The following is a 22735-nucleotide window of genomic DNA, read 5'->3' on the forward strand; positions in this document are numbered from 1 at the left end:
AAATCCGCCCATCGGCCGACGATGACAATTGAGCAAAATTCATACAGGCCAAGGCTCAACTAAACTGTATGCAGAGCCACTCCACGACTCTCCCGGAGGGTCAAGTGATCACGCGTTGCTGTGCAGTTGCGTTGCTGTTGGCGTTGAGCGGATCGGCCGGTGCTGCCGACACGGTTGTGGTGCTGCTGCCCAACCCCGTCGGGATCTGGCTGATCACCTTCGGCATCGCGTTCCTGATCGCCGAGGCGGCCCTGCCCAATTACGGCGTGATCGGCCTGGGCGGCATCGTGATGTTCGTGATCGGCGCGGTGATCCTGTCCAATACCGAAGTGCCCGAGCCGTTGATGATCGGCCTGGGACTGATCAGCGCACTCTTGCTGATCTACCTGGTGTTTCACGCCCTGAAGACCCGACCGCGCCACACCGTCAGCGGTGATGCCGGGCTGGTCGGCAGCGAAACGCCGGTCACGTCAGTGCAACTCGGCAACGCCTATGGCGGCTGGGTTCATCTGCAAGGAGAACGATGGCAAGTGCTCAGCGCAACGCCTCTGCATCCCGGGCAACAGGTGCGGGTGGTGGGGCGCAAGGGCTTGCTGCTGCAAGTGGCCGCGGCTGACGCGGCGCCGGGCGGAGAATAGTCATGGGTTTGCAATTGGGTCTTGTCGCGCTGCTATTGTTGATCATCGCACTGGCGGGGGCGACGTTCCGCATCCTGCGCGAATACGAGCGCGGGGTGGTGTTCCAGCTCGGGCGCTTCTGGCAGGTCAAGGGCCCTGGTCTGATCCTGCTGATTCCGGTGGTCCAGCAAATGGTCAGGGTCGATTTGCGCACCGTGGTGCTGGACGTGCCGCCGCAAGACGTGATCACCCGCGACAACGTGTCGGTCAAGGTCAACGCGGTGCTGTATTTCCGCGTACTTGATCCGCAGAAGGCAATCATCCAGGTCGAGGATTTCCTGGCCGCCACCAGCCAATTGGCGCAAACCACGCTGCGGGCGGTGCTGGGTAAACACGAACTGGACGAACTGCTGGCCGAACGCGAACGCTTGAACCTGGACATCCAGCAAGTGCTCGATGCCCAGACCGACGCCTGGGGCATCAAGGTCGCCAACGTCGAGATCAAACACGTGGACCTCAACGAATCGATGATCCGCGCCATCGCCAAGCAGGCCGAAGCCGAACGGGAACGGCGAGCCAAGGTGATCCACGCCGAAGGCGAATTGCAGGCCTCGGAAAAACTCATGCAGGCCGCCGAAATGCTTGGCCGCCAACCAGGGGCCATGCAGCTGCGCTACATGCAGACCCTGAGTTCGATTGCCGGCGACAAGAGCTCGACCATCGTCTTTCCACTGCCGATCGAGTTGCTCAAGGGCATGGCGGACTTGTCGTCGAAACCATGAAGGTTGCGATGACGCCACTCATTGTCCGGTATTGCCGGACAGGTACAACCTCGCGGCAACACCGCCAGCCTTCATCTGACGAGCGATATGCCATTGCGCCGGCAACGGTGCGAACTCGTCAGGTACGTCGGCGGTACTGATCAGCCAGGTTCGTCCCGTGCCCTTGGGCAGGTCGCTCAAGTGGTCCAGATACACGTCTGGCATCGTCAAGGTACCGAAACCATAGTCGTTCGGCCGGCTCGAGGTGCCATCGGCCCGTGGTGGGGTGTAGAGCAGGGGCTGGGTACTGGTGCGGTTGTAGTAGACGTAACTCAAGTACCAGAGCATGTCACTGGTAACGATCCTGTCCCCCGGCTGAAAATGCAGGTTGACGTCTTCCACCAGGACATTGACCTGATCATGGACGTCCACCGTCGCGTTGTTTTTCAGCCCCACCAGTTCCACACCGACAAACAGGACCAGCACCGTCAGGGCCAGCACCCGGGAACCGGAGTACAAGCGGTCGATTGCCAATGCCGCCAACAGCGGCAAGCCAAGGGCATACGCGGTGAGGTAGCGCTCAATGAATATCGGCGAAAAAAACGACACCGCAAACACCAGCAGCATCGGGACAAAGGTGTAGAGCGCGAGCAACGCACTGCCGCGGAACACGCTTCGATCACGTGCCAGCGCCACCCACGCCAACAACGGCAAGGCCAGCGGCAAGGCAATAAAGACCAGTGGCGGCAGGTTCTCGCCGTCGTCCTGGGTCAGCAACGACCAGACCATCGACGGCAAGGAGTCCAGGCTGACGGGCAACTCCCAGCCAACATCGCCATTGGCCTTCAGTTGGTCCAGGTGCCGTAGCAGGTCGACGAATCCCGGCAGCCACGGCAGATACAGCGCCACGATAGCCACATTGGCCAGCCACCAGTCACCCCGCTGGATGTGCCGCAGACGATGCCCCGGCTGCACGCGGATGATCCCCAGGTACAACCAATGGCAGAGCACGCACAGGGCCGTGAAGTAATGGGTGTAAAACGCCGCGCTCATCAGCACGACATAGATCACCAGATAGCGCCGGCGCTGCGGCTTGCGGATCCAGTACACCAGCGCAATGGTTGCCCCCAGCAACCACAGCCCCAGCAGCGAATACATTCGCACTTCCTGGCTGTAGCGCACCGCCGTGGGCAGCAGGGCCAGCAGGACGCCGGCGAAGATCGCGGCGCGGCGGGTGGCGAGCCGATCGACCAGCCACACACCGAGCCCGACCGAGGCGATCCCCGGCAGGGCACTGAGGCAGCGGATCGACAAAATGCCGTCGCCAAACATCGCGATCCAGCCGTGCAGCAGCATGAAGTACAGCGGCGGGTGCACGTCGTAGGCGGCGTGCAACCAGATATCAGGTATTGAATAACGGGCCAGCAGCAGGCTGGAACCCTCGTCGCCCCAAATCGCGGCAGCGGTCAGATCGTAAAAGCGCACCAGCGCGGCCAATACCAGAATCGGCACTAGCCAATGCTCTCGCGCCCAGCGGATCAACGGTTGCGCGCCCCTGGCGAAACCAGGATTGGCGTGCGGTCCCTGAGTGTCGCCCATCGGCGTTTCTCTGCGCGCCTCCATTGCCTCCCCTTGCGACGTTGAGTGAAGAGCCAGATTACTTGCGCATCACTTTAGCGCGTCAAACCGAGCAACGTCGATGCTGACCCGATAATGAAGCGATAGCCGGCGGCTGCACCGTCAGCGCTGCGCCGTCTCAGCCAACGGATACACCGACTCCCAACCCCCACCCAACGCCTTGTACAACCCGACGGCCGCCAACGACACGCCCGTCGAGCTCTCGACCCACTGCTCCTGCGTCGCCAGCAACGCCCCTTGCACGGTGAGTACGGTGACGAAATCCACCACGCCCTCAACGTACTGTTGTTGCGCGGTGTCCAGAGCAATGCGGTTCTGGCGCACGGCCTCGGCCAGGCTGTCGCGGCGCAACTGACTGGCGTTGTAGGCGGTCAACTGGTCATCGATTTCATGCCAGGCACGCAGCACGGTCTGCTGATAAACGATAGCGGCTTCCTGTTGTTGCGTTTCACGCAATTGGAGCACGCCACGCAAGCGGCCGCCGTCGAACAGCGGCAAGCTGAATTGCGGGCCGATCCCGAACGAACGCGAACCCCAGGAGCCGAAATCGCTCAGCTGCATGGCCTGGGAGCCGATGTTCCCCGACAGGGTGATTCGCGGATAGAAATCGCCCTTGGCCACGCCAATGCTGGCAGTGGCGGCATGCAGCCGCGCTTCGGCCTGGCGAATGTCCGGTCGACGTTCAGCCAATTGCGAGGGCAAGCCAATGGCGACCTGACGCGGCGTTTGTGGCACCGGTGCGTCTGTGGATAACTCCACCGCCAATGCCTGGGGCGGCTCGCCCATCAACAGACTCAAGGCGTTTATCAGTTGCCACTGGCGTTGCTCCAATGCGGGCAGGCGTGACTCGATGGCCGCCACTTGTGCGGCGGCTTCGGCGACATCCAGATCCGTCGCGACACCGTCAGCCAGACGCAGTTGCGAAAGTTTCAGGCTATGGCGGGCAACGTCGAGATTCTGCTCGGTGACGAGCCGGGTGTTCTGCACACCGCGCAGCTGAATGTAGTCCTGGGCGGTTTCGGCCAGCACCGACAGCAGCACGCCGCGTCGGTCGTTCTCGGCGACTTCCAGGTTGGCGTCGGCGGCTTCGGTTTCCCGCCGCACGCGGCCCCAGAAATCCAGCTCCCAGGAAGCGGAAAAACCGGCATCCCACAGGTTGAAGGCGGATTGGCCGTTGTGTCCTGACGGATCGTTCAGGCCTTCACCACTGTTGCGGTTGCGTCCGTAACGACCGCTGGCAGCCGTGTTGGGGTAGCGCTCGGCGGTGATGACCTGACGCACTGCACGACTTTGCTGCAAGCGACTGCTGGCCAGTTTCAGGTCGAGGTTGTCGGTCAGGGCGCGCTGGCTCAGGGCCGAGAGTTTGGGGTCGTGGAACACCTCCCACCAGCGCTCGGTCATCGTTTCGGTGACAGCCTGGCTGGCGGCGGCCTTTGATGGTTTCGACCATTCGGCGATTTCGGTGGCTTCGGGCTTTTGGAAATCGGGTCCTACGGTACAGCCGCTGACTGCCAGTAAGTTCAACGCCAAAACCGCAGACTGAACGAGTCTCTTGTGGCGAGGGGGCTTGTCGGAACGCCGAACCGCCCCGTTGGGTCGCGAAGCGGCCCTGGCTTTGGCGAGCGCTGCGCACTCGAACGGGGCGGTGCGGCGATCCGACAAGCCCCCTCGCCACAGGTACATATTCCGATCGAGAAAACTCATCGCTGAGTCACCTCACGCACAGACGACGCATTGCTGCCGGTATCAATACTCGCCTCCACCGACATCCCCACCCGCAAGCGCTCGGCCAGCGACTGTCCCGGCTCCAGCACGATCTTCACCGGTATCCGCTGCACCACCTTGGTGAAGTTGCCGGTGGCGTTGTCCGGTTTGACTGCGGCGAACGTCACCCCGGTGGCCGGTGCAATGCTTTCGACACGACCGTTCAATGCCGCACCGCCCAGACTGTCGACGCGCACTTGCACAGCCTGCCCCGGTTGCACATCCGTCAGTTGGGTTTCCTGGAAATTGGCCATCACGTATGCCTGCGCCAGCGGCACCACCGCGAGGATTTTGCTGCCCGGAGTGACATAGGCGCCGACCCGCACCGCGCGTTCGCCGACCATGCCGTCCTGTGGCGCGACGATCCTCGTATAGGACAACTCGTAGCTGGCCATTTCCAGCTTCGCTTGCGCCCGTTTCAAGCCCCCTTCGGCTGCATCGCGCTGGGCCGTGAGGATCTCCACCTGCTTGCGTTCCGCCGCCAGTACCGCCGTGGCATTGGCCAATCGTGCCGAAGCCTGGTCGATGCGCGTTTGCGCCTGTTGCGCATTTTGCACCGTGCCCGCGCCCACCCCGGCAAGGTGGTTGTAGCGGCTCAGTTCATGCTCGGCAAAGGCCATTTCCGCCTTGGCCGAAACCACCGAGGATTGCGCCTGGGCAATCACCGACGCCTGGCGCTCAAGGGTCGCCCGGGCGTTTTGCAGTTGCGCCCTGGCCACCAGCGTTTCGGCATCGGCGGCCTCGGCGGCTGCGCGTAGATCCCGGTCATCGATCAATGCCAGCAACTGTCCGGCCGTGACCTGCTGGTTGTCCTCCACCAGCACTTGCCTGATAAACCCGGCAACCCGCGGTACGACCAGGGTGAAATCCGCCGAGACATAAGCATCGTTGGTGTTCTGCTGGGTACGCTTGCCGAACAGGCCGGGCATCGCCAGGTACAGCAACACGCCGACGGCCAATGCGGCGGCCACGGCCACCGCGACTTTCTGCTTTGCTTGAGTGTTCATAAAAACCTTCTGTAACAGTGGAGCATTCAGGTCGGTGCGCACGGTGGATAGATCCGCGTCGGCAGCCAGAAAATCAGCAGGACCAAGGTCACGGCGACAACGGCCATGCACAGGTAAAGATCAGAGGAAGTGAGCACCACCGCTTGCTCATGCAGACGATGCGCGAGACCTGCACTGTCGTGCTCGGCCAGCGGCGAATTGCCGAGGCGGTCGACCAGCATGGTCGAGTGAAAATGCAGGCGAGCCGTGGTCAACGCCTCGATCACACCGGTAGCGATGACTGCCGACAGGCCTTTGACGGTATTGAACCAGGCCGATGCAAACGGCCCTTCCATCGGGCTGATGCTGCCGGTGGACAGCATCAGCAGCGGCAACACCGCCATGGGCTGACCGAAAATCTGCAGCCATTGCAGCACATAGAAATCATCGCGAATCCACGCGGACGTCAGTTGCGAGCCGCCGACGCACGACAGCGCCAGCATGCTCAGGCCGATGCCCAACACCCAGCGGCAATCGACCCAGCGAAAGTTGCACAGCGCCGCCACCAACGGCAGCGCAATCAATTGCGGCAGCGCCGCCAGCAGCATGATCGGCGCGGTCTGCACCGGGCGATAACCCTGGACCTGCGCCAGGTAGCTGGACGGAATAATGATCACCGCCTGCAACACCACCAGCACGCCCGCCAGGGTCAGCAGGGCGAAAGACAGGTTACGGATGCCGAGCATCTGCATCTTGAAAAACGGAATCGGCTGCGACCACTCGCCGGTCAAAAACAACACCAGCAACAACAGCCCGCCACCGAGCAGCCCGCAGATCAGGTTCGACTCGAACCAGTCCAGGCGATTGCCCTGCAGGATGCCGATCACCAGCATGCAGATGGCGGGAAAACCCAGCAGCACACCGCGCCAATTGAAGGACTTGAAGCGCTCCAGGCGCAGCGGGTCCTGGGGTAAGCCATACGCCACTGCGGCCATGGCAGTCAGGCACGGCGCGATGATTTGCCAGAAGGTCCATTGCCAGCCGACATACTCGGTCCACAGCCCGGCCAACGGCGTGCCCAGGCCCGGGCCAAATGTCGCCGTCAGGGCATAACCGGCCAGGCCATACAACTTCACATTGGCGGGCAGAAACCGCAGGGCCACGGTCATCAGCATGGGCGGCAATGCCCCGCCCGCCAGGCCTTGCAAGGTGCGCAGCAACAGCAGGCTTTCGTAATTCGGGGCGAAGGGGCACAACACACCCAGCAGGGTGAACAGGCTGATGGCGCACAAGGTGAAACGCCGCAACGAGAACGTCACCGCACACCACGGCGCAAACGCCATGGCCGCCACTGACGTCGCGGTGTAACAGGCGACCAGCCAGGTGCCTTCGTCGTAGCCGATGGCCAACGCACCGCGAATGTCGGCCAAGGCGACTTTGGTCACCATCTCGTTCAGGCCCGACACCAGCACCGCCAGCAATACGCCTACCAGGCCGATGATGATCCGCGGGCCGAAGACGGTTGGAGCGGCTGCCGTGCTGGCCGCAGCAACAGGTGCCGTGACCGTAAGGGAAGTCATGTACTGCAAGCTCCGGCGTGGAAAGACCGAAGCATTCTAGGAAGCGTGATGCCTGACGAAAATCAACTTATCAGCAGGTTATAAGTGCGTCTGACGCAACAATACAAAACCCTGTGGGAGCGAGCTTGCTCGCTCCCACAGGGGTTCAGCGGTGACTTTCAGGTTGAGCGGCCAACCACGTTTCATCGCAACACGCCTTGAGCGTTTCCCGCAGCCAGCGGTGGGCCGGATCCTTGTCGAAACGCGGATGCCAGGCCTGGGTCAGCATCAAGGTCGGCAACGGGATCGGCAGGTCGAACGAGCGCAGCTTCAGACCGAGCCGTCGCACGCTCAGCAGCGCCTCTTTGGGCACAGGCAGAATCAGGTCGGAATCGGGCAAGGCAAACATCGCCGCATGAAAGCTCGGCGCGATCACCGCCACCCGCCGCTCCAGCCCCAGGGCATTGAGCGCGGTATCGATCGGACCTCGGGCGATGCCGCGCCGGGACATGCTGATATGGGAATAACCCGCATAGCGCTCAGCCGTGATCTCATCGTCCAGCAGCGGATGATCCTCACGCACCAGACCAACGAAGTGGGTGGAAAACAGGTTCTGAATCTTCACTTCCGGGGTCAACGGCCGGGTGTTGCTGATACTCAGATCGATCCGCCCTTCGCGCAACGCCTCGTCATCGCCATCGCCTTCCGGGACGAAACGCAATTCGCAGTGCGGCGCCTGCCGATCAAGGGTGTCGAACAGCTTGCCGCCGTAGACACCGACAAAGAAGTCGTTGGCCCGAATACTGAACCTCCGCCGCAGCGAACTCAGTTCCACCGCATCAGCCGAACGAAACAGCAACCCGGCCTGCTCCACCACACTGCGCACCTGCTCGCGCAATTCCAGCGCCTTGGGGGTCGGCACCAGACCACGGCCGGCGCGCACCAGGATCGGATCGCCAATGGCTTCGCGGATGCGCGTCAACGTCCGGCTCATTGCCGCCGGGCTCAGGCTCATCCGCCGCGCCGCGCCCACCACACTGCCCTCGTCGAGCAAAGCATCGAGGGCGACCAACAGGTTCATGTCTGGGAGTTGCATGGTGAGCACTCGTGTCTGATCTTGGTTGAGTCAGATGCAATGCTAGCAAACATCCTCCGAATGATGCTTTGACTGTACCGGCCCAGGTGCGCGACCCGAGCCACTATCAGTTCTGATAGTTATCTAGTTGAGCTCAAGCGAGTAAAACAGTAAGCCGTATCCCACTTCCACGAAGCTCCCCGATATGAGTCAGGCCAAACCTGTTAATCAGCAGAACCCCAGCCAGCAACGCGCGACCTTGCTGGTAGTGGATCTCAAAAACTCGGTATTGATCGAAGTCGATGCGGGCAATCTTAATCTCATTGCGTACTCGCCCTACGGCCAACAATCGTCACAGCTTGGGGTCATGACGCGGCTAGGGTTTAACGGCGAACTACGTGAGGTTAAACCTGAATGGTATTTGTTGGGCAACGGGTACCGCGCTTACAACCCGCAGTTGATGCGCTTTCATAGCCCGGACAGTTTGAGTCCGTTTGGTGAGGGTGGGTTGAATGCGTACATATATTGCGGTGGGGAGCCGGTGATGAATTCAGATCCGACGGGGCAATCGATTTGGGCGTTCTCCAGAGCCTTACAGCGTCTCGCCGAACGGGTGACCAATGTTGCCACGCAAGCTGTCAGGACAACGGCCTTTGCGACAAAAAACGCAATGAACAGCACCACGAACCTTATTGGTAGCGGCGCTTCAAAGATGTCGGTCGCCTTAGGAAACACCAAAAAATCCTTCATTGCTGCCACGGTAGGGAGTGAGCCATTTCCTGTTCCGCCAAGTCGTGTAGTTTCACCTTCGAAATCGCAGATCGCTTCGCCGAACCCGATTGGAAAATTACAACGATCTAATCGGGTCAGGCAACAAAGAATGTCTTATCAAGAAAACCCCGCCGCCTCTACTTCTCGTAGTCGAACAAAAGCGGAAAAACCTCAATTCCAACCCTCTAACTACAACCACGTACAAGCGACTATTGACGCAAGAGGGCACACCTCTCTGCTGAGTAGAGTGACCGGGGAATTTGTCGCAACCATTCGTACATCTTAAAAGCACGTGACTCTCACGACGACTCCCAAAATGGCTCAGCGTAAATCCGTTGATTCAAACAACCAAACCTGGAAACGCACCGTGCTGCTGGCAACCGACCGTAGCCAATCCATCATTGGCGAAATCGTCGATGGCCAGAACCACACCATCGGCTACTCCGCATACGGCGAGCAATCCGCGCAGCAGAAAGTCGAGACACGGCTGGGGTTCAATGGCCAATTGCGTGAAGCGGATATCGGTTGGTATTTGCTGGGCAACGGCTACCGCGCCTACAACCCGCGATTGATGCGTTTTCACAGCCCGGACAGTTGGAGTCCATTTCGTGGGGGTGGGTTGAATGCGTATATGTATTGCGTGGGGGATCCGGTAAATCGGGTGGATCCGACGGGACATATCTGGCAAACCTTGATTGCCAAGGCACGTAAGCTGGCTTCGGAATTTCATTTGCCCAATTATCGGGCTGCTCCAGTACCCAAAGATATCGTGAGCATTTCAGCCGGTGCTAACGCCGCGCGCGCCATGCAACAAAACATACCGATTCAGAAAACAGATGACTTAGCCGGTTTTTTTTCCGCTGCTGAGTACGCTGCCGGCAAGAAGTCCCCACCCATCTGGACAAACGATGCAGCGGAGCGACTTAGTGGAGTCCAAGCCACGCCGTACCCGCAGCAGCCACCTGGCTTTCTTGGATCTTCTTTTGTTGCCTCTCGGCAGAAGCAGTCGCCAGGCAAAACTTGGAAAGTAAGCAGCACTGCGCATGGTTCCTCTCAATCACCGAGCGCCTCCACCAGCTCTCAATATGCCCAAAAGCCTGGCTCATCTTTTGATAAGCCTGAATCCTCACGTGAAGTTGGACTTAAACCATTATTTGAACCTAGCAGTAACAATGTTCCCGCGAACAACACTTCATCGGAGGCTTATCGACAACATGTCACTTACCAGAAATTTCATGAAGCGCAACCGCCCGGGCACCCTCCTTCCTACACTCAAGTAATGCAAGAAAAGGCGATGGAAGACATCAGAAATGGCGGCAAGAAATAGCGCCTGTTGTCCATCGGCCATGGGCAATCAAATTCATAAGCCAGACCTCACCACCGCACCATCCCCCACCGCCTAACCGTCACCCGCGCCAACGAATCAAACACCAGATTCTCCACCAGCAACCCAATCAGAATCACCACCGCAAATACCTTGTCGGCGTACAACTCATTTCGGCTCTGAAAGATGTACCACCCCAGCACGGCCCTCGGAAAAGGCCTCGTCACCCCATCCATCTGCCCCGGCCCCCAAAGCACGACTCGAACCACTATCAGTTCTGATAGTTCTCAAGCCTGGCTCAAGCGAGTAAAACCCAAGGCCTGCCCCACTTCCATGAAGCTCCCGATATGAGCCAAGCCAAACCTGATGAACCAGTCAACCGCAGCGAACCACGGGTAGTACTGCTGGCAACCGACCGTAGCCAATCCATCATTGGCGAAATCGTCGATGGCCAGACCAAAACCATCGCCTACTCAGCTTACGGTGAGCAGTCCGCGCAGCAGAGAGTCGAGACACGGCTGGGGTTCAATGGCCAACTGCGTGAAGCCAACATTGGCTGGTATTTACTGGGCAACGGCTACCGCGCCTACAACCCGCAATTGATGCGTTTTCACAGTCCGGACAGCTGGAGTCCGTTTCGTGGGGGTGGGTTGAATGCGTATATGTATTGCGTGGGGGATCCGGTGAACAGGTCGGATCCGACAGGGCATAACCCGCTGATAGCATTGGCGCTCGCAGCGAGCGACTTCAAAGCATCACTCAAGTTTCGCTTACCCAATTATCGGACCGGAGGGCCACTTCCCATAATCGATACGACGGTTGCTGCCAATGCTGCACGCACCCTGCAACAACACATACCGATTCAGAAAACAAAAGACTTAGACGGTATTTTTTCCGCCACCGGGTACCTTGCCGGCCCCAAGTCCCTGCCCCGCTGGACAAACGACGCAGCTGAGCTACATAGCGGAGTCCAGGCCACGCCGTACCCGCAGCAGCCACCCGGTTTTCCTGGATCTTCCTTTTTTGCCTCGCCTCAAGGGTCATCGGGTGGGCGTGTACCACGAGCGACAAACTCGAACGCCCCTCGTCAGGCCGGTAGCAGCGCAGGTCGAAAGCCGACTAACTCTGAAGGACTACCGACCTACAACCAGGCAAAGTCTGGCGGCATGCTCTCGAATAAAGACACTTTAGCTGCGGGGCTCAACCCTCAGGAATATAAGGTCTATCACATGGAACAGCGGCCACCACAGTATGAAAACCTCAATATTGCAGCACCTCATCCGGCACCGGTTGTTCAGCAGGTTCCCGTTCAGCCATTGCCAGCCGCAGAGGTTGTAAACAGAAATGCACAGGTGCGGCGTGGCCAAACGCTGAGGAGAACTAATGCCCATGACCGTCGCTGGAATCCAGGAACCTGATTGCATTTGCCAACGCGCCATTAACAATTTTTACCGCACCATCCCCCACCGCCTAACTGTCACCCGCTCCAACGAATCAAACACCAGGTTCTCCACCAGCAACCCAATCAGAATCACCACCGCCAACCCGGCAAACACCTTGTCCGTGTACAACTCATTGCGATTCTGAAAAATGTACCAGCCCAACCCACCCTTGCCACTGGTCGCACCAAACACCAGCTCAGCGGCAATCAACGTACGCCAGGCAAACGCCCAGCCGATTTTCAGCCCGGCGAGGATTGACGGCAGTGCCGCCGGAATCAGGATGAACAGCACGAAACGCATGCCCTTGAGGCCGTAGTTGCGCCCGGCCATGCGCAGGGTTTCCGAGACGCCGAGGAAGCCAGCGTAGGTGTTCAGCGCCAGTGCCCAGAGCACCGAATGCACCAGCACGAAAATCAGGCTGTTCTGGCCCAATCCAAACCACAGCAGCGCCAGCGGCAGCAGGGCGATGGCCGGCAAGGGGTTGAACATTGAGGTCAGGGTGCTGAGCAGATCGCGACCGAACTGCGTCGACACCGCCAGTGTGGTCAGGGCAAACGCCAGGACGATGCCGATCAGATAGCCCTTGAGCAATACCACCAGGGAAATCCACACCTTGCTTAGCAATTCACCGCTGAGCAGGCCGTCGTACAGCGCGTGTGAGGTCTGCAAAAAGCTCGGCAGCAGCAGGTCGTTGTTCTGATAGCGCGCAACGGCCTCCCAGAGCACTGCGAGCAACACAAGGATCAGGCTTTTACGCAACCAGCCCTGCTGCCACAGGCGTTGGCCAAGGGGTAGTTCACGCTCCAGCGGCACGCTGGTCAGTGGCTGCAAAACCGTTTCGAACTCTTCACGCGGGGATGATAAATGGCTCATCGGACCCTCCTCTCAACTGGCTCAATAAGCGATGCGGATGTCGGCGAAATCCAGTTCATGTTCGGCTTGCGGTGACTGGCTTTCGTCGAACAACAGCCGGTGAATACGTCGCGCCGACTCCTGAAACGCCACACCGCCCAGGCTATGCAAATCGTATTGGTGGCTGTGGACTTCCGCCCTCACCCGGCCCGGATGGGGTGACAGCAACAGAATGCGATTGCCCACCACCAGCGCCTCTTCGATAGAGTGCGTGACGAACAGCAGCGTGAAGCGCACTTCCTCCCAGAGCAGCAGCAACTCTTCCTGCATCTTGCGCCGGGTCAGGGCATCGAGCGCGGCAAAGGGTTCGTCCATCAACAGGATTTTCGGCTGCATCGCCAGCGCCCTGGCGATGGCAACGCGCGCCTTCATGCCACCGGACAAAGTGTGCGGATAGGCATCGGCAAATGCGGCGAGGCCGACTTTTTCCAGATAGTGCAGCGCCCGCTCTTCGGCCTCCTTGCGCTTGAGGGTTTTCGAGGCCAGAAGCGGAAACATCACGTTCTGCTTCACGGTTTTCCACGGCGGCAGTTGATCGAACTCCTGGAACACCACGATCCGGTCCGGCCCCGGCGCATCGACGCGCTGGCCCTGCAGACGGATCTCGCCTTCCACTGGCTGGATGAAGCCGGCGGCGGCCTTGAGCAACGTCGACTTGCCACAACCGGACGGCCCGAGCAGGACAAAGCGGTCCGCCGGATCGATCTCGAAACTGACTTGATGGGTCGCCCGCACCACCCGCTGCGGCGTGCGGTATTCGAGGCTGACGTTATCGACCGACAGCAGCGCCTGGGCTGCCGCGATCGGTTTGCTGACCGTGTGGCCTTGCAAAGGGGCGTTCATTTCGATCAGCTCCCTTGCAGCGGCGTGGCGTCCTGGAAGAAGTAGTCCTTCCATGAATCCGGTTTGTTTTTGATCGCGCCGACGCGGTAGAGGAACTCGGCCAACGGGTAAGTGTTTTTCGGCGTGATGCTGAATTCGAACTGCGGGTTGTCGATGATTTTCAGCAACGCGGCACGGTCGATTTTGGCCTTGGTAACGCGGATGTACGTGTCCGCCGCTGCGCCTTTATCGTTCTGCGCGAATTGCGCCGCTTCGGTCAGTGCATCGATAAACGCCTTGTAGGTTTTCGGGTTCTCATTGCGGAATTTCTCGGTGGCGAACAGTACCGTCGGCGAGTTCGGACCGAGCAGGTCATAGGTGTTCAGCACCACGTGCACATTGGGATTGGCCAGTTCCTGATCCTGGAACGGCGGGTTGGAAAAGTGCCCGCTCAGCTCGGTGCCGCCGGCCACCAGCGCCGCTGTCGCGTCGGGGTGCGGAACGGCGATGGTGTACTTGTCGAGGCGATTGAACTCCTTGTCGCCCCACTGTTTGGCCGCCGCGTATTGCAGGAAGCGCGACTGCACCGACACGCCCACCGCCGGCACCGCGATACGGTCCTTCTCGGTGAAGTCGGCGATGGTTTTGACCTTGGGGTTATTACTCACCAGGTAGTACGGGAAGTTGCCCAGGGAAGCCACGGCTTTTACGTTCTGCTTGCCGTGGGTGCGATCCCAGATGGTCAACAGCGGGCCGACACCGGCGCCGGCAATGTCGATCGAGCCCGACAGCAACGCATCGTTGACCGCTGCGCCGCCGGAGAGCTGAGTCCAGTCGACCTTGATGTCGATGCCTTCCTGCTTGCCGTACTTCTCGATCAGGTTCTGATCGCGCACCACATTGAGCAGCAGGTAAACGATGCCGAACTGTTCGGCAATGCGGATTTCACCTTCGGCGTGGGCCACGGTCGGCGCCACCAGGCTGCCGGCGATCAGGCTGAAACCCAGGCCGATGGCCGCGGCCAGCGGTGCGAATGGAAGACGTTTGGACATGATCAGATCTCCGACAAATCAGAAAGGCGCGTCGCCCTGGATGGTGGTGCGATACAGCTTGCGGCGCAGATGGCTGGGGCATCCGGCGGCGAGGTGAATCAGCGAACGGTTGTCCCAGAACACCAGGTCATGGGGCTGCCATTGATGGCGGTAGATGTTTTGCGGCAGAACGCTGTGAGCATAGAGTTCGGTCAGCAGTTGCTGGCTCTCGTCTTCCGGCAGGCCAACGATGCGGGTGGTGAACCCCTCGCTGACGAACAACGCCTTGCGGCCGTTTTCCGGGTGGGTGCGCACGACCGGGTGGACGACTTCGGCGACCTGGGCGAGTTGCTCCGGGGTCAGGGTCGGGCGCCAGTTGCCTTCGAACTTGGTTTCGCTGTAACGCGCCGTGTAGGAGTGCGCCGCCGAGCGACCTTCCACCGCTTTGCGCAACGCGAGCGGCAGGCTGTCCCAGGCTTTGTGCATGTCGGCGAACAAGGTGTCGCCGCCTTCTGACGGCAGCTCCTGGGCATGCAGCATCGAGCCCAGGCTCGGCAGCTCCTTATAAGAAAGATCGGAGTGCCAGAACTTGCCGGCGTCGCCCAAGCCGATGTTCTGGCCGTTCTCGACGATGTTGGAAACGATGAGGATTTCCGGATGCCCTGCCAGCAGGAACTGTTTGAGCACGTGGATCTGCAATACGCCAAAACGGCGGCTGAAATCGATCTGTTGCTCAGGGGTGATGCGCTGGTCGCGGAACACCACCACGTGATGATCCAGGTGCGCGCGGTGAATGCGGGCGAAGTCCTGATCATTGATCAGACGGGACAAATCGAGACCGATGATCTCGGCGCCCACCGCTCCGCTGAACGGGCGGATTTCAAAGAATTGTGGCGCGATGCTTGGCGAAGCTGAAGCTGCAGACATAAATCACTCCCACGCACGGCACGCTCAAAGGCGCGCGCGTCGATCAGAAACTCACGGAGGTCCCGTGTTGGTTCGTGTCGTGCGGCGCGCCGATTGGTCGGCAGGTACGCAGGAGATTGACTTTATAGATATAAGAATTGAAATTTAAATACCGTTAACGAATAACGATATGGCGATTGCTAAGGGAATGGAGGAATCGCGGTGTGACGTTATTTGTCACTTTCTGACAGGGTTGTAGTGTTTTGGCGGACGCTATCGCGGGCAAGCCCGGCTCCCACAGGTTTTTGTGTCAAACACATGATCGTGTTTCAACAAAGAACCTTGTGGGAGCGGCGATGCGGCGATCCGACTTGCCCGCGATGGGGCCAGTGAATCCACTACAGATCTAGCGCTCGTGCAGCGCCTCGGCCCGCGCGCGGATGATCGGTTTGAGCAGATAGCTCAGCACGGTCTTCTTGCCGGTGATGATGTCCACCGAAGCCACCATCCCCGGAATGATCAGCAACGGCTTTTCATCGGTGCCCAAGTGGCTGCGGTCGGTGCGCAGCTTGATGATGTAGTAGGTGGTCTTCTTGTCTTCATCGGTGATGGTGTCGGCGCCGATCTGCTCCAGCTTGGCCTTCAACCCGCCGTAGATGGTGTAGTCATAGGCGGTGAATTTCACCGTCGCTTCCTGCCCCGGATGCAGGAACGCGATGTCCTGCGGACGGATCTTCGCCTCGACCAGCAAGGTGTCGTCCAGCGGTACGATTTCCACCAGGTCGCTGCCTGGCTGGATAACCCCGCCGATGGTATTGACCAGCAACTTGTTGACGATGCCCCGCACTGGCGAAGTGACCAGCGTCCGGCTGACCCGGTCTTCCAGGGCCTTGCCGGTGGCCTGGGCCTTGTTCAGGTCGGTGCGTGCTTCGTTGAGTTGGGTCAGGGCTTCGCTACGGAACTTGCCTCGGGTTTCATCGACCTTGCGCTGCACTTCCTTGATTGCCGATTCGGCACGCGGAATGGCCAGGGTAGTGGCGTCGAGCTGACCACGGGTCTCCGCTTCGGCACGCCTGAGGCGCAGGACTTCCACCGGCGAGACCGCGCCCTGGGCCACCAACGGCTCGGACATGCTGATTTCCTGACGCTGGAAGCCCAATTGCTGGCGATACTGCGCCTGCTTGGAAGTGAATTCGCGCAGCTCTTGCTGGCGCTGGATCAGTTGCTCCTGCAAGCCGCCAATCTCATCGTGCAACTGTTGGCGGCGGCTTATATAGAGCGACTCTTCGCTCTTGGCCTGACCCGGCACGGCCTTGAGCACATCCTCGGGGAAGTTCAGCGGGCGATCTTCGACCTCGGCGCTCAGGCGTTCGACCCGCAGCAGCATCGACAACCGATCGGCCTCGGTTTCGCCGACGTTCGAAGCAAAGCGCGTGTCGTCCAGGCGAATCAGCGGTGCGCCGGCTTCGACGATCTGGCCTTCCTTGACGAACAGTTCGGCAACGATACCGCCTTCAAGGTTCTGGATTTTCTGGATCTTCGACGACGGAATCGCCTTGCCGTCGCCCTTGGTCACCTCGTCGATCACCGCGAAGTTGGCCCAGAGCATCAGGAACACGAAGAACGCGATGATCGCCCAGATCGTCAGCCGCACCACCCGTGGCGCATCCTCGATCAGCGCCTTGTTGACCTCCGGAAGTGGCTGGCCCTCAAGCGAAGCAGAGCCTTTGAAGTAGCGACGGATCGAATCCTTACCCGACTTAAGCAACACTGATCTGCCCCTTCTTCAACGCTTCCATCACCGCGGCTTTCGGGCCGTCGGCGAGTATCTGCCCGCGGTCGATCACGATCAGCCGATCCACCAGCGACAACAGCGATGCCCGGTGCGTCACCAGCACCATGGTCTTGTTTTCGATCACCGCTGCCAGGCGCTGCTTGAGGCGCTCTTCGCCGGTGTTGTCCATGGCGCTGGTCGGCTCGTCGAGCAGCAGGATCGGCGGGTTGAGCAACAATGCACGGGCCAGGGCGACGTTTTGCCGCTGGCCACCGGAGAGGTTCTGCCCGCGCTCGCCGACCTGCAGTTCATAACCCTGCGGGTGCAAACGCGCATATTCGTGGACGCCGGCCAGTTCTGCGGCTTGCAGCACCAGTTCGTCCTCGACATACCGCGCGCCGGAAACCAGGTTGTCGCGCAAGGTGCCGGCGAGCAACTGAATGTCCTGGGGCACGTAGCCGATGTTGTAGCGCAGTTCGCTGACGTCGATCTGGCGGATATCCACACCGTCGACCAACAACGCACCGTCATCCGGCTGATACAGCCCCACCAGCAATTTCGCCAACGAGCTCTTGCCCGAGCCGCTTCGGCCAATGATGCCGACCTTCTCGCCGGGACTGATCGACAGGTTGATGTTCTTCAGCGCCAGGTTCTGCTGTTGCGGGTAGGTGAAGTTGAGCTGGCGGCACTCAATGCCGCCCTGCAGCACCTTGCGGCTGAGCGGACGCTCTTCGAAATTGCGCTCCTGGGGGAGCTCCATCATCTGGTCGACCGAGGTCATGGTCACCCGCGCCTGCTGATAACGAGTCAGCAGCCCGGACAGTGACGCCAGCGGGCTGAGCGCACGGCCGCTGAGCATGTAGCAGGCAATCAGGCCGCCCATGCTCAGGTGACCGTCGATGATCTGGTACACGCCGAAGACGATCATGATCACCCCGGCCAGTTGCTGGATCAGCAAGGTGATGTTCATCGCCAGGCCAGAGAGCATTTTCACCCGCAACTCAAGACGACTGAGGGTGCCGATGGTCTGCTCCCACTGATACTGGCGTTCGCTTTCGGCGTTGTTGACCTTCACCGCATCCAGGCCGGCCAGGGTTTCGATCAGGCTCGACTGACGCTCGGCCCCCAGCGCCATGGTCCGCTCCATGGTCGCCACCAGGGGTTTCTGCAAGGCATAACCGATGGCCAAGGCGATCGGGAACGCCAGCACCGGAATCCACACCAGGTGCCCGCCGAGGATCGCGATGACGATAAAGATCAGAATCGTGAACGGCAGGTCGATCAGGCTGGTCAGCGTCAGCGAGGCGAGGAAGTCGCGCAGGCTCTGGAACTCATGGATGTTCTGGGCAAAGCTACCGACCCGCGCCGGCCGGTATTTCATGGCCATGCCGACGATGCGCTCGAACAGCGTGGCCGAGATGATCAGGTCGGTTTTCTTGCCGGCCAGATCCAGGCACAGGCTGCGCAGGCTTTTCAGGATCAGGTCGAAGAGGTAGGCGCCGGTGATGCCGAGTGCCAGCACCCAGAGCGTCGCTTCGGCCTGGTTCGGCACGACGCGGTCGTAGACGTTCATCACGAACAACGGCGCGGCCATGGCAATGATGTTGATCAGAAAACTGGCGGCGATCGCGTCGGCGTACAACCAACGCGAACGCTTGAGGGTGTCGCGGAACCACGAGCGCGCACGCGGAATCAGCGTGCCGTGATTGACGTCGAATTTGTGCTGCGGCTGGGCGAAAAAGACCTTGCCGGTGTAGTCGTCGGCCAACAGTTCGCGGTTGACCAGGGACTCACCGCCATCGCTTTCGCTGAGCAGTACCCGCACCTGGTCTTCGCCTTGCCAGCCGAGCAGGACGGCACTGCGACCGTCCTTGAGCAGCAACAATGCAGGCATGGCAATCGCCGGAATATCCTCCAGCTTGCGTTGCAGCACCCGACCTTGCAGCCCGGCGCGAGCAGCCGCACGAGGCAGCAACTCGACACTCAAGCGCTGCTCGGGCAGCGGCAGGCCGGTGGTCAGCATTGCCGCGCTGGCAGGTTTCTGGTGCAGCATGCAAAGAGCGAGCAGACCATCCAGTAACGGATCGTCATGCAACGCGCGCGGATCATGAATGAGTTGAACCCGACTGACTTCTGATTCCACGCTCGGCACTCTTGGCTAACAATTGAACAATGAAGGTCCTGCTCAATTCATACCGGGCAATTGGACCTTGGGCTTCACGTCGTTCTGCACAACGGATGCCAATGGTGCGACCACTCCCTGGCTCTTGAGCAACTCGCCCATGGTCGCCTTGATTCGGTACTGAGTAAATAACTGAATGTTCTTGATCTCCGCCAGACGGCGAGAAGAGGAGAACAGTTCGTTCTCACTGTCGAGCAAATCGAGCAGGGTACGCTCACCGAGGCTGAACTGACGCTGGTAGGCGGTACGCACGGCGGTGCTGTGATCGACGTATTGCTGGGCGATCGGCACCTGCGCATTGGCATTGTTCAGCGCGTTCCAGGCCAGGCCCAGCTCTTCATTCAATTGGCGCAGGGCGTTGTTGCGGATATCCAGCGCCTGGTTCGACAGGTAGGACTTGGATTCCAGATCGGCCTTGTTGCTGCCGCCGGAATACAGGTTGAAGCGCATGCGCAGCATGGCTTGCCATTCGTTGTTGTGACCGTTCTGACCATCAATGTCGTTGTCCGCGGAGCGACCCAACTCAGCATCGAAGCGCGGGTAGAAAGTCGACTTGGCCGTGTCGTACTGCTTCTCGGCAGCGGCGATATCGGATTCGGCCGAGCGCAGGATCGGGCTGTTTTCCAGCATCTGCGCACGGGCTTCATTCAGGTTGGCCGGCATCAGCGCCAGGAAGCTCGCCGGGCGCTCCAGTTGATCCGGCATCTGGCCGACAGCGGAGAGATAGTTGGTTTCGGCGTCAGCCAGATTGGTCTGCTCGGTGATCAGATTGTTGCGCGCCTGGGCCATCCGCGCCTCGGCCTGATCGAGGTCGGCACCACTGCCGACGCCACGCTGGGTGCGCAACTGGATCTGGTCGTAAATACGTTGGTGGCTCTTGAGATTTTCCTCGGCCAGACGCACGAATTCGCGGCGGGTCAGCACGTCGAGATAGACCTGAGCCACGGTCAGCCCGGTGCGCTCGGAGGTACTCAGCAGCGAGTAGGCGCGGGAGTTGACGGTAGCTTGTTGACGCCCGACTTCGCTGGACGTCGCAAAACCGTCAAAGACCATCTGGGTCAGACGCAAACTTGACTCACTGCGATTCAGGGTTTCGAAGTGATTGTTGCTGCCGCTGTCCGTGCGCGTATTCACGCTATCGGTGCCTTCACGACCGTAACCGCCCAGCAGGTCGACCCGTGGCAAGTACCCACCCTTCGCAGCCTTCAACTGATAGTCCGCTGCCAACCGGCTGTTGACGCCCGCCTGGACCTCCGGATGGACATCCAGCGCTTGTTGCATGGCTTCTGGTAAGGATTGCGCCTGGACGAAAGACGCGGCGAGGGCGAAAGGTATTGCCATGAACAAAGGCGAACGCATTGTAGGAATTTCCCAGAACTTCTTGTCTTGAATCACAGCAAAAGAACGCGCTGTGTCGGAAGATGGCGAGCGGAATGACCGTATGTCGGAAAGTTCAAAAGCGGAACTGGATCACATACCGAGGACAGGTCACAGCTCAAATATCAATGTGACATTACTGGGACGATTGTTTAGGATGGCATCCAGAAGGTCAATAGTTTGGCATAAAGTTAATAGCGAAAAAATATAGCCAAAATATTGACTAATTGCTGCGTCAAACTTGTGCATCCATTTTGCAATGTACGTCCAGACTGGTCGGCGCAGACGCCATCAGGTCTATGGAAGTCAACTGAACGTGACACCCCGGAGAGTCTTCAATGAGCAGTGTTGTTGCCATCGTCAAAAGCATTGTCGGTCAGGTATTCGTGGTGTCCCCCGAGGGCATCCGCCGCGTTCTAGTTGAAGGCGACAAACTGTATGCCGGTGACCAGATCGACACTGGCCTTTCCGGTGCCGTGTCCCTGGAACTGGCCGATGGCCGCACCCTGGATCTGGGCCGTGACACCCAGTGGAGCGCTGACGCCCCGGACTCCGGCACTGACCTGGCAGCTGCCACCGCGCAAGCCGCGCCGTCGGTTGAAGAGCTGCAACAAGCAATTGTCGCCGGTGCCGACCCGACCAAAGACCTTGAAGCTACCGCTGCGGGCCCGACGGCGTCGGGTTCTGGTGGTGCCGCCGGTGGCGGTCATAGCTTCGTGATGCTCGACGCCACCGCTGGCCGCGTCGATCCGAGCATTGGCTTCCCGACCGCGGGTATCAACTCTGCCGGGCAAACAACTCTGGAAATCCTGGGTGGCCAGACCACCAACGCCAACGTTAATGCCAATACCCCGAGTGAATCAGTCCTCAGCCTCAGTGCCACGCCGACCATCACCGAGGCCGGTGGCGTGTTGGTGTACACCGCGACCCTGACCCAGGCACCGCTGAGCGACCTGACTGTCACGTTGTCCAACGGCGCCGTGATCGTGATTCCCGCAGGCTCGACCACCGGCACCGTCAACGTGCCATTGGCTGCGAACGACACTGTCTATAACGACGCGCCCCAGATCGAAGTAACCGTCACCGGCACCAGCGGCGGTAACGGCATCACTGTGACGCCGCCGACTACCCCCGCCGTGACCCAGGTCACCGATACCGTCGACACCACCACGGTCACCCTGACGGCCGGCAATACCGTCACCGAAGGTGGCCAGATCACCTACACCGCCACCCTGACCAATCCGGCGCAGACGCCAGTAACCGTCACTCTGTCCAACGGTTCGGTCATTACCATCGAAGCGGGCCAGACCAGCGGCAGCGTCAACGTGCCGACTGCGGCCAACGACGTTTATGTGAATGGCAGCACCGTCAGCACCACCATCACCGGTACCACTGGCGGCAACTTCGAAAACCTGGTGCCGAACACCACGCCGGCTGTGACCACCATCACCGACTCCGTGGACAACACCGGCCTGACCCTGACGGCCAACGGCAACATCACCGAAGGCGGCCAGATCACCTACACCGCCACCCTGACCAATCCGGCCGGTACGCCGATGACCGTGACCTTGAGCAATGGCTCGGTCATTACCATCGAAGCGGGCCAGACCAGCGGCAGCGTCAACGTGCCGACTGCGGCCAACGATGTTTATGTGAATGGCAGCACCGTCAGCACCACCATCACCGGTACCACTGGCGGCAACTTCGAAAACCTAGTGCCGAACACCACCCCGGCTGTGACCACCATCACCGACTCCGTGGACAACACCGGGCTGACCCTGACCGCCAACGGCA

General features: G+C 60.0%; 18 protein-coding genes and 1 pseudogene. 6 read left to right on the forward strand and 13 right to left on the reverse strand.

The genetic code is table 11. The annotated features are described in order from the left end of the window. Positions 1-104 precede the first annotated feature (104 nt). Together KGB07_RS11205 and KGB07_RS11210 are read left to right on the forward strand one after the other, a co-directional pair. Positions 105-638, forward strand: coding sequence for an NfeD family protein (locus tag KGB07_RS11205; protein WP_223465412.1), 534 nt, complete (start codon positions 105-107; stop codon positions 636-638). Between the two features lie 2 nt (positions 639-640). Next, positions 641-1399, forward strand: coding sequence for a slipin family protein (locus tag KGB07_RS11210; RefSeq protein WP_046040683.1), 759 nt, complete (start codon positions 641-643; stop codon positions 1397-1399). 18 nt (positions 1400-1417) lie between these two features. Here KGB07_RS11210 and KGB07_RS11215 read toward each other — a convergent pair whose 3' ends face one another. From KGB07_RS11215 to KGB07_RS11235, 5 genes are all read right to left on the reverse strand, one after another. After that, positions 1418-3001, reverse strand: coding sequence for a glycosyltransferase family 39 protein (locus KGB07_RS11215; RefSeq protein ID WP_046040682.1), 1584 nt, complete (start codon positions 2999-3001; stop codon positions 1418-1420). Between the two features lie 117 nt (positions 3002-3118). Then, complete coding sequence (locus KGB07_RS11220) at positions 3119-4720, reverse strand: efflux transporter outer membrane subunit (RefSeq protein WP_223465413.1); 1602 nt, start codon at positions 4718-4720, stop codon at positions 3119-3121. After that, a complete protein-coding gene (locus KGB07_RS11225) occupies positions 4717-5787 on the reverse strand; it encodes an HlyD family secretion protein (protein WP_046040677.1) in 1071 nt (356 codons plus the stop codon). The genes KGB07_RS11220 and KGB07_RS11225 overlap by 4 nt, the downstream gene beginning before the upstream one ends. 26 nt (positions 5788-5813) lie before the next feature. Then, complete coding sequence (locus KGB07_RS11230; RefSeq protein ID WP_223465415.1) at positions 5814-7346, reverse strand: MFS transporter; 1533 nt, start codon at positions 7344-7346, stop codon at positions 5814-5816. Positions 7347-7491: 145 nt separating this feature from the next. Next, entirely contained in the window at positions 7492-8421 is a 930-nt protein-coding gene (locus KGB07_RS11235) for a LysR family transcriptional regulator (RefSeq protein WP_046040673.1), read from the reverse strand. 184 nt (positions 8422-8605) lie between these two features. Here KGB07_RS11235 and KGB07_RS11240 point away from each other — a divergent pair, with 184 nt between their 5' ends. Both KGB07_RS11240 and KGB07_RS11245 read left to right on the forward strand, forming a co-directional pair. After that, on the forward strand, positions 8606-9457 hold the full coding sequence (locus KGB07_RS11240) for an RHS repeat-associated core domain-containing protein (protein ID WP_223465416.1): 852 nt from the start codon (positions 8606-8608) through the stop codon (positions 9455-9457). A gap of 30 nt (positions 9458-9487) precedes the next feature. Next, the gene (locus KGB07_RS11245) at positions 9488-10498 is read left to right on the forward strand and encodes an RHS repeat-associated core domain-containing protein (protein ID WP_223465417.1); all 1011 of its coding nucleotides are present in this window, start codon (positions 9488-9490) and stop codon (positions 10496-10498) included. Between the two features lie 47 nt (positions 10499-10545). Here the strand turns inward: KGB07_RS11245 and KGB07_RS11250 are convergent. After that, positions 10546-10695: pseudogene (locus tag KGB07_RS11250) on the reverse strand (ABC transporter permease); the annotation flags it as partial. A 147-nt stretch (positions 10696-10842) separates the two neighbouring features. Here KGB07_RS11250 and KGB07_RS11255 point away from each other — a divergent pair. After that, positions 10843-11913 (forward strand): RHS repeat-associated core domain-containing protein, encoded by a 1071-nt coding sequence (locus KGB07_RS11255; RefSeq protein ID WP_223465418.1) that lies wholly within the window; start codon positions 10843-10845, stop codon positions 11911-11913. A 30-nt stretch (positions 11914-11943) separates the two neighbouring features. Here KGB07_RS11255 and KGB07_RS11260 read toward each other — a convergent pair whose 3' ends face one another. From KGB07_RS11260 to KGB07_RS11290, 7 genes are all read right to left on the reverse strand, one after another. Beyond that, the gene (locus KGB07_RS11260) at positions 11944-12810 is read right to left on the reverse strand and encodes an ABC transporter permease (RefSeq protein ID WP_046040671.1); all 867 of its coding nucleotides are present in this window, start codon (positions 12808-12810) and stop codon (positions 11944-11946) included. Positions 12811-12831: 21 nt separating this feature from the next. Next, positions 12832-13692, reverse strand: coding sequence for an ABC transporter ATP-binding protein (locus tag KGB07_RS11265; protein WP_046040670.1), 861 nt, complete (start codon positions 13690-13692; stop codon positions 12832-12834). A 5-nt stretch (positions 13693-13697) separates the two neighbouring features. Next, positions 13698-14723, reverse strand: a complete 1026-nt coding sequence (locus KGB07_RS11270; protein ID WP_223465419.1) for an ABC transporter substrate-binding protein — start codon at positions 14721-14723, stop codon at positions 13698-13700. Between the two features lie 18 nt (positions 14724-14741). After that, entirely contained in the window at positions 14742-15629 is an 888-nt protein-coding gene (locus tag KGB07_RS11275) for a TauD/TfdA dioxygenase family protein (protein ID WP_223465420.1), read from the reverse strand. A 385-nt stretch (positions 15630-16014) separates the two neighbouring features. Then, positions 16015-17379, reverse strand: a complete 1365-nt coding sequence (locus KGB07_RS11280) for an HlyD family type I secretion periplasmic adaptor subunit (RefSeq protein ID WP_046040666.1) — start codon at positions 17377-17379, stop codon at positions 16015-16017. Beyond that, positions 17369-19525, reverse strand: coding sequence for a type I secretion system permease/ATPase (locus KGB07_RS11285; protein WP_223465421.1), 2157 nt, complete (start codon positions 19523-19525; stop codon positions 17369-17371). The genes KGB07_RS11280 and KGB07_RS11285 overlap by 11 nt, the downstream gene beginning before the upstream one ends. A 42-nt stretch (positions 19526-19567) precedes the next feature. Then, a complete protein-coding gene (locus KGB07_RS11290) occupies positions 19568-20923 on the reverse strand; it encodes a TolC family outer membrane protein (RefSeq protein WP_046040663.1) in 1356 nt (451 codons plus the stop codon). Between the two features lie 356 nt (positions 20924-21279). On the opposite strand from KGB07_RS11290, the gene KGB07_RS11295 reads away from it, so the two are divergent. Next, positions 21280-22735, forward strand: a 1456-nt coding sequence (locus tag KGB07_RS11295) for a retention module-containing protein (protein ID WP_223465422.1), incomplete at its 3' end; no start/stop codon positions are given.

The sequence above is a fragment of the Pseudomonas sp. GL-RE-26 genome, from assembly GCF_019956275.1.
In the GTDB taxonomy this organism is placed as follows: Bacteria; Pseudomonadota; Gammaproteobacteria; order Pseudomonadales; family Pseudomonadaceae; genus Aquipseudomonas; species Aquipseudomonas grandcourensis.

Excerpts from the sequence above, each read along its gene's own strand:
- KGB07_RS11210 (WP_046040683.1), top strand. The coding sequence starts at position 641 with ATGGGTTTGCAATTGGGTCTTGTCGCGCTGCTATTGTTGATCATCGCA.
- KGB07_RS11215 (WP_046040682.1), bottom strand. The coding sequence starts at position 3,001 with ATGGAGGCGCGCAGAGAAACGCCGATGGGCGACACTCAGGGACCGCAC.
- KGB07_RS11220 (WP_223465413.1), bottom strand. The coding sequence starts at position 4,720 with ATGAGTTTTCTCGATCGGAATATGTACCTGTGGCGAGGGGGCTTGTCG.
- KGB07_RS11225 (WP_046040677.1), bottom strand. The coding sequence starts at position 5,787 with ATGAACACTCAAGCAAAGCAGAAAGTCGCGGTGGCCGTGGCCGCCGCA.
- KGB07_RS11230 (WP_223465415.1), bottom strand. The coding sequence starts at position 7,346 with ATGACTTCCCTTACGGTCACGGCACCTGTTGCTGCGGCCAGCACGGCA.
- KGB07_RS11235 (WP_046040673.1), bottom strand. The coding sequence starts at position 8,421 with ATGCAACTCCCAGACATGAACCTGTTGGTCGCCCTCGATGCTTTGCTC.
- KGB07_RS11240 (WP_223465416.1), top strand. The coding sequence starts at position 8,606 with ATGAGTCAGGCCAAACCTGTTAATCAGCAGAACCCCAGCCAGCAACGC.
- KGB07_RS11245 (WP_223465417.1), top strand. The coding sequence starts at position 9,488 with ATGGCTCAGCGTAAATCCGTTGATTCAAACAACCAAACCTGGAAACGC.
- KGB07_RS11255 (WP_223465418.1), top strand. The coding sequence starts at position 10,843 with ATGAGCCAAGCCAAACCTGATGAACCAGTCAACCGCAGCGAACCACGG.
- KGB07_RS11260 (WP_046040671.1), bottom strand. The coding sequence starts at position 12,810 with ATGAGCCATTTATCATCCCCGCGTGAAGAGTTCGAAACGGTTTTGCAG.
- KGB07_RS11265 (WP_046040670.1), bottom strand. The coding sequence starts at position 13,692 with ATGAACGCCCCTTTGCAAGGCCACACGGTCAGCAAACCGATCGCGGCA.
- KGB07_RS11270 (WP_223465419.1), bottom strand. The coding sequence starts at position 14,723 with ATGTCCAAACGTCTTCCATTCGCACCGCTGGCCGCGGCCATCGGCCTG.
- KGB07_RS11275 (WP_223465420.1), bottom strand. The coding sequence starts at position 15,629 with ATGTCTGCAGCTTCAGCTTCGCCAAGCATCGCGCCACAATTCTTTGAA.
- KGB07_RS11290 (WP_046040663.1), bottom strand. The coding sequence starts at position 20,923 with ATGCGTTCGCCTTTGTTCATGGCAATACCTTTCGCCCTCGCCGCGTCT.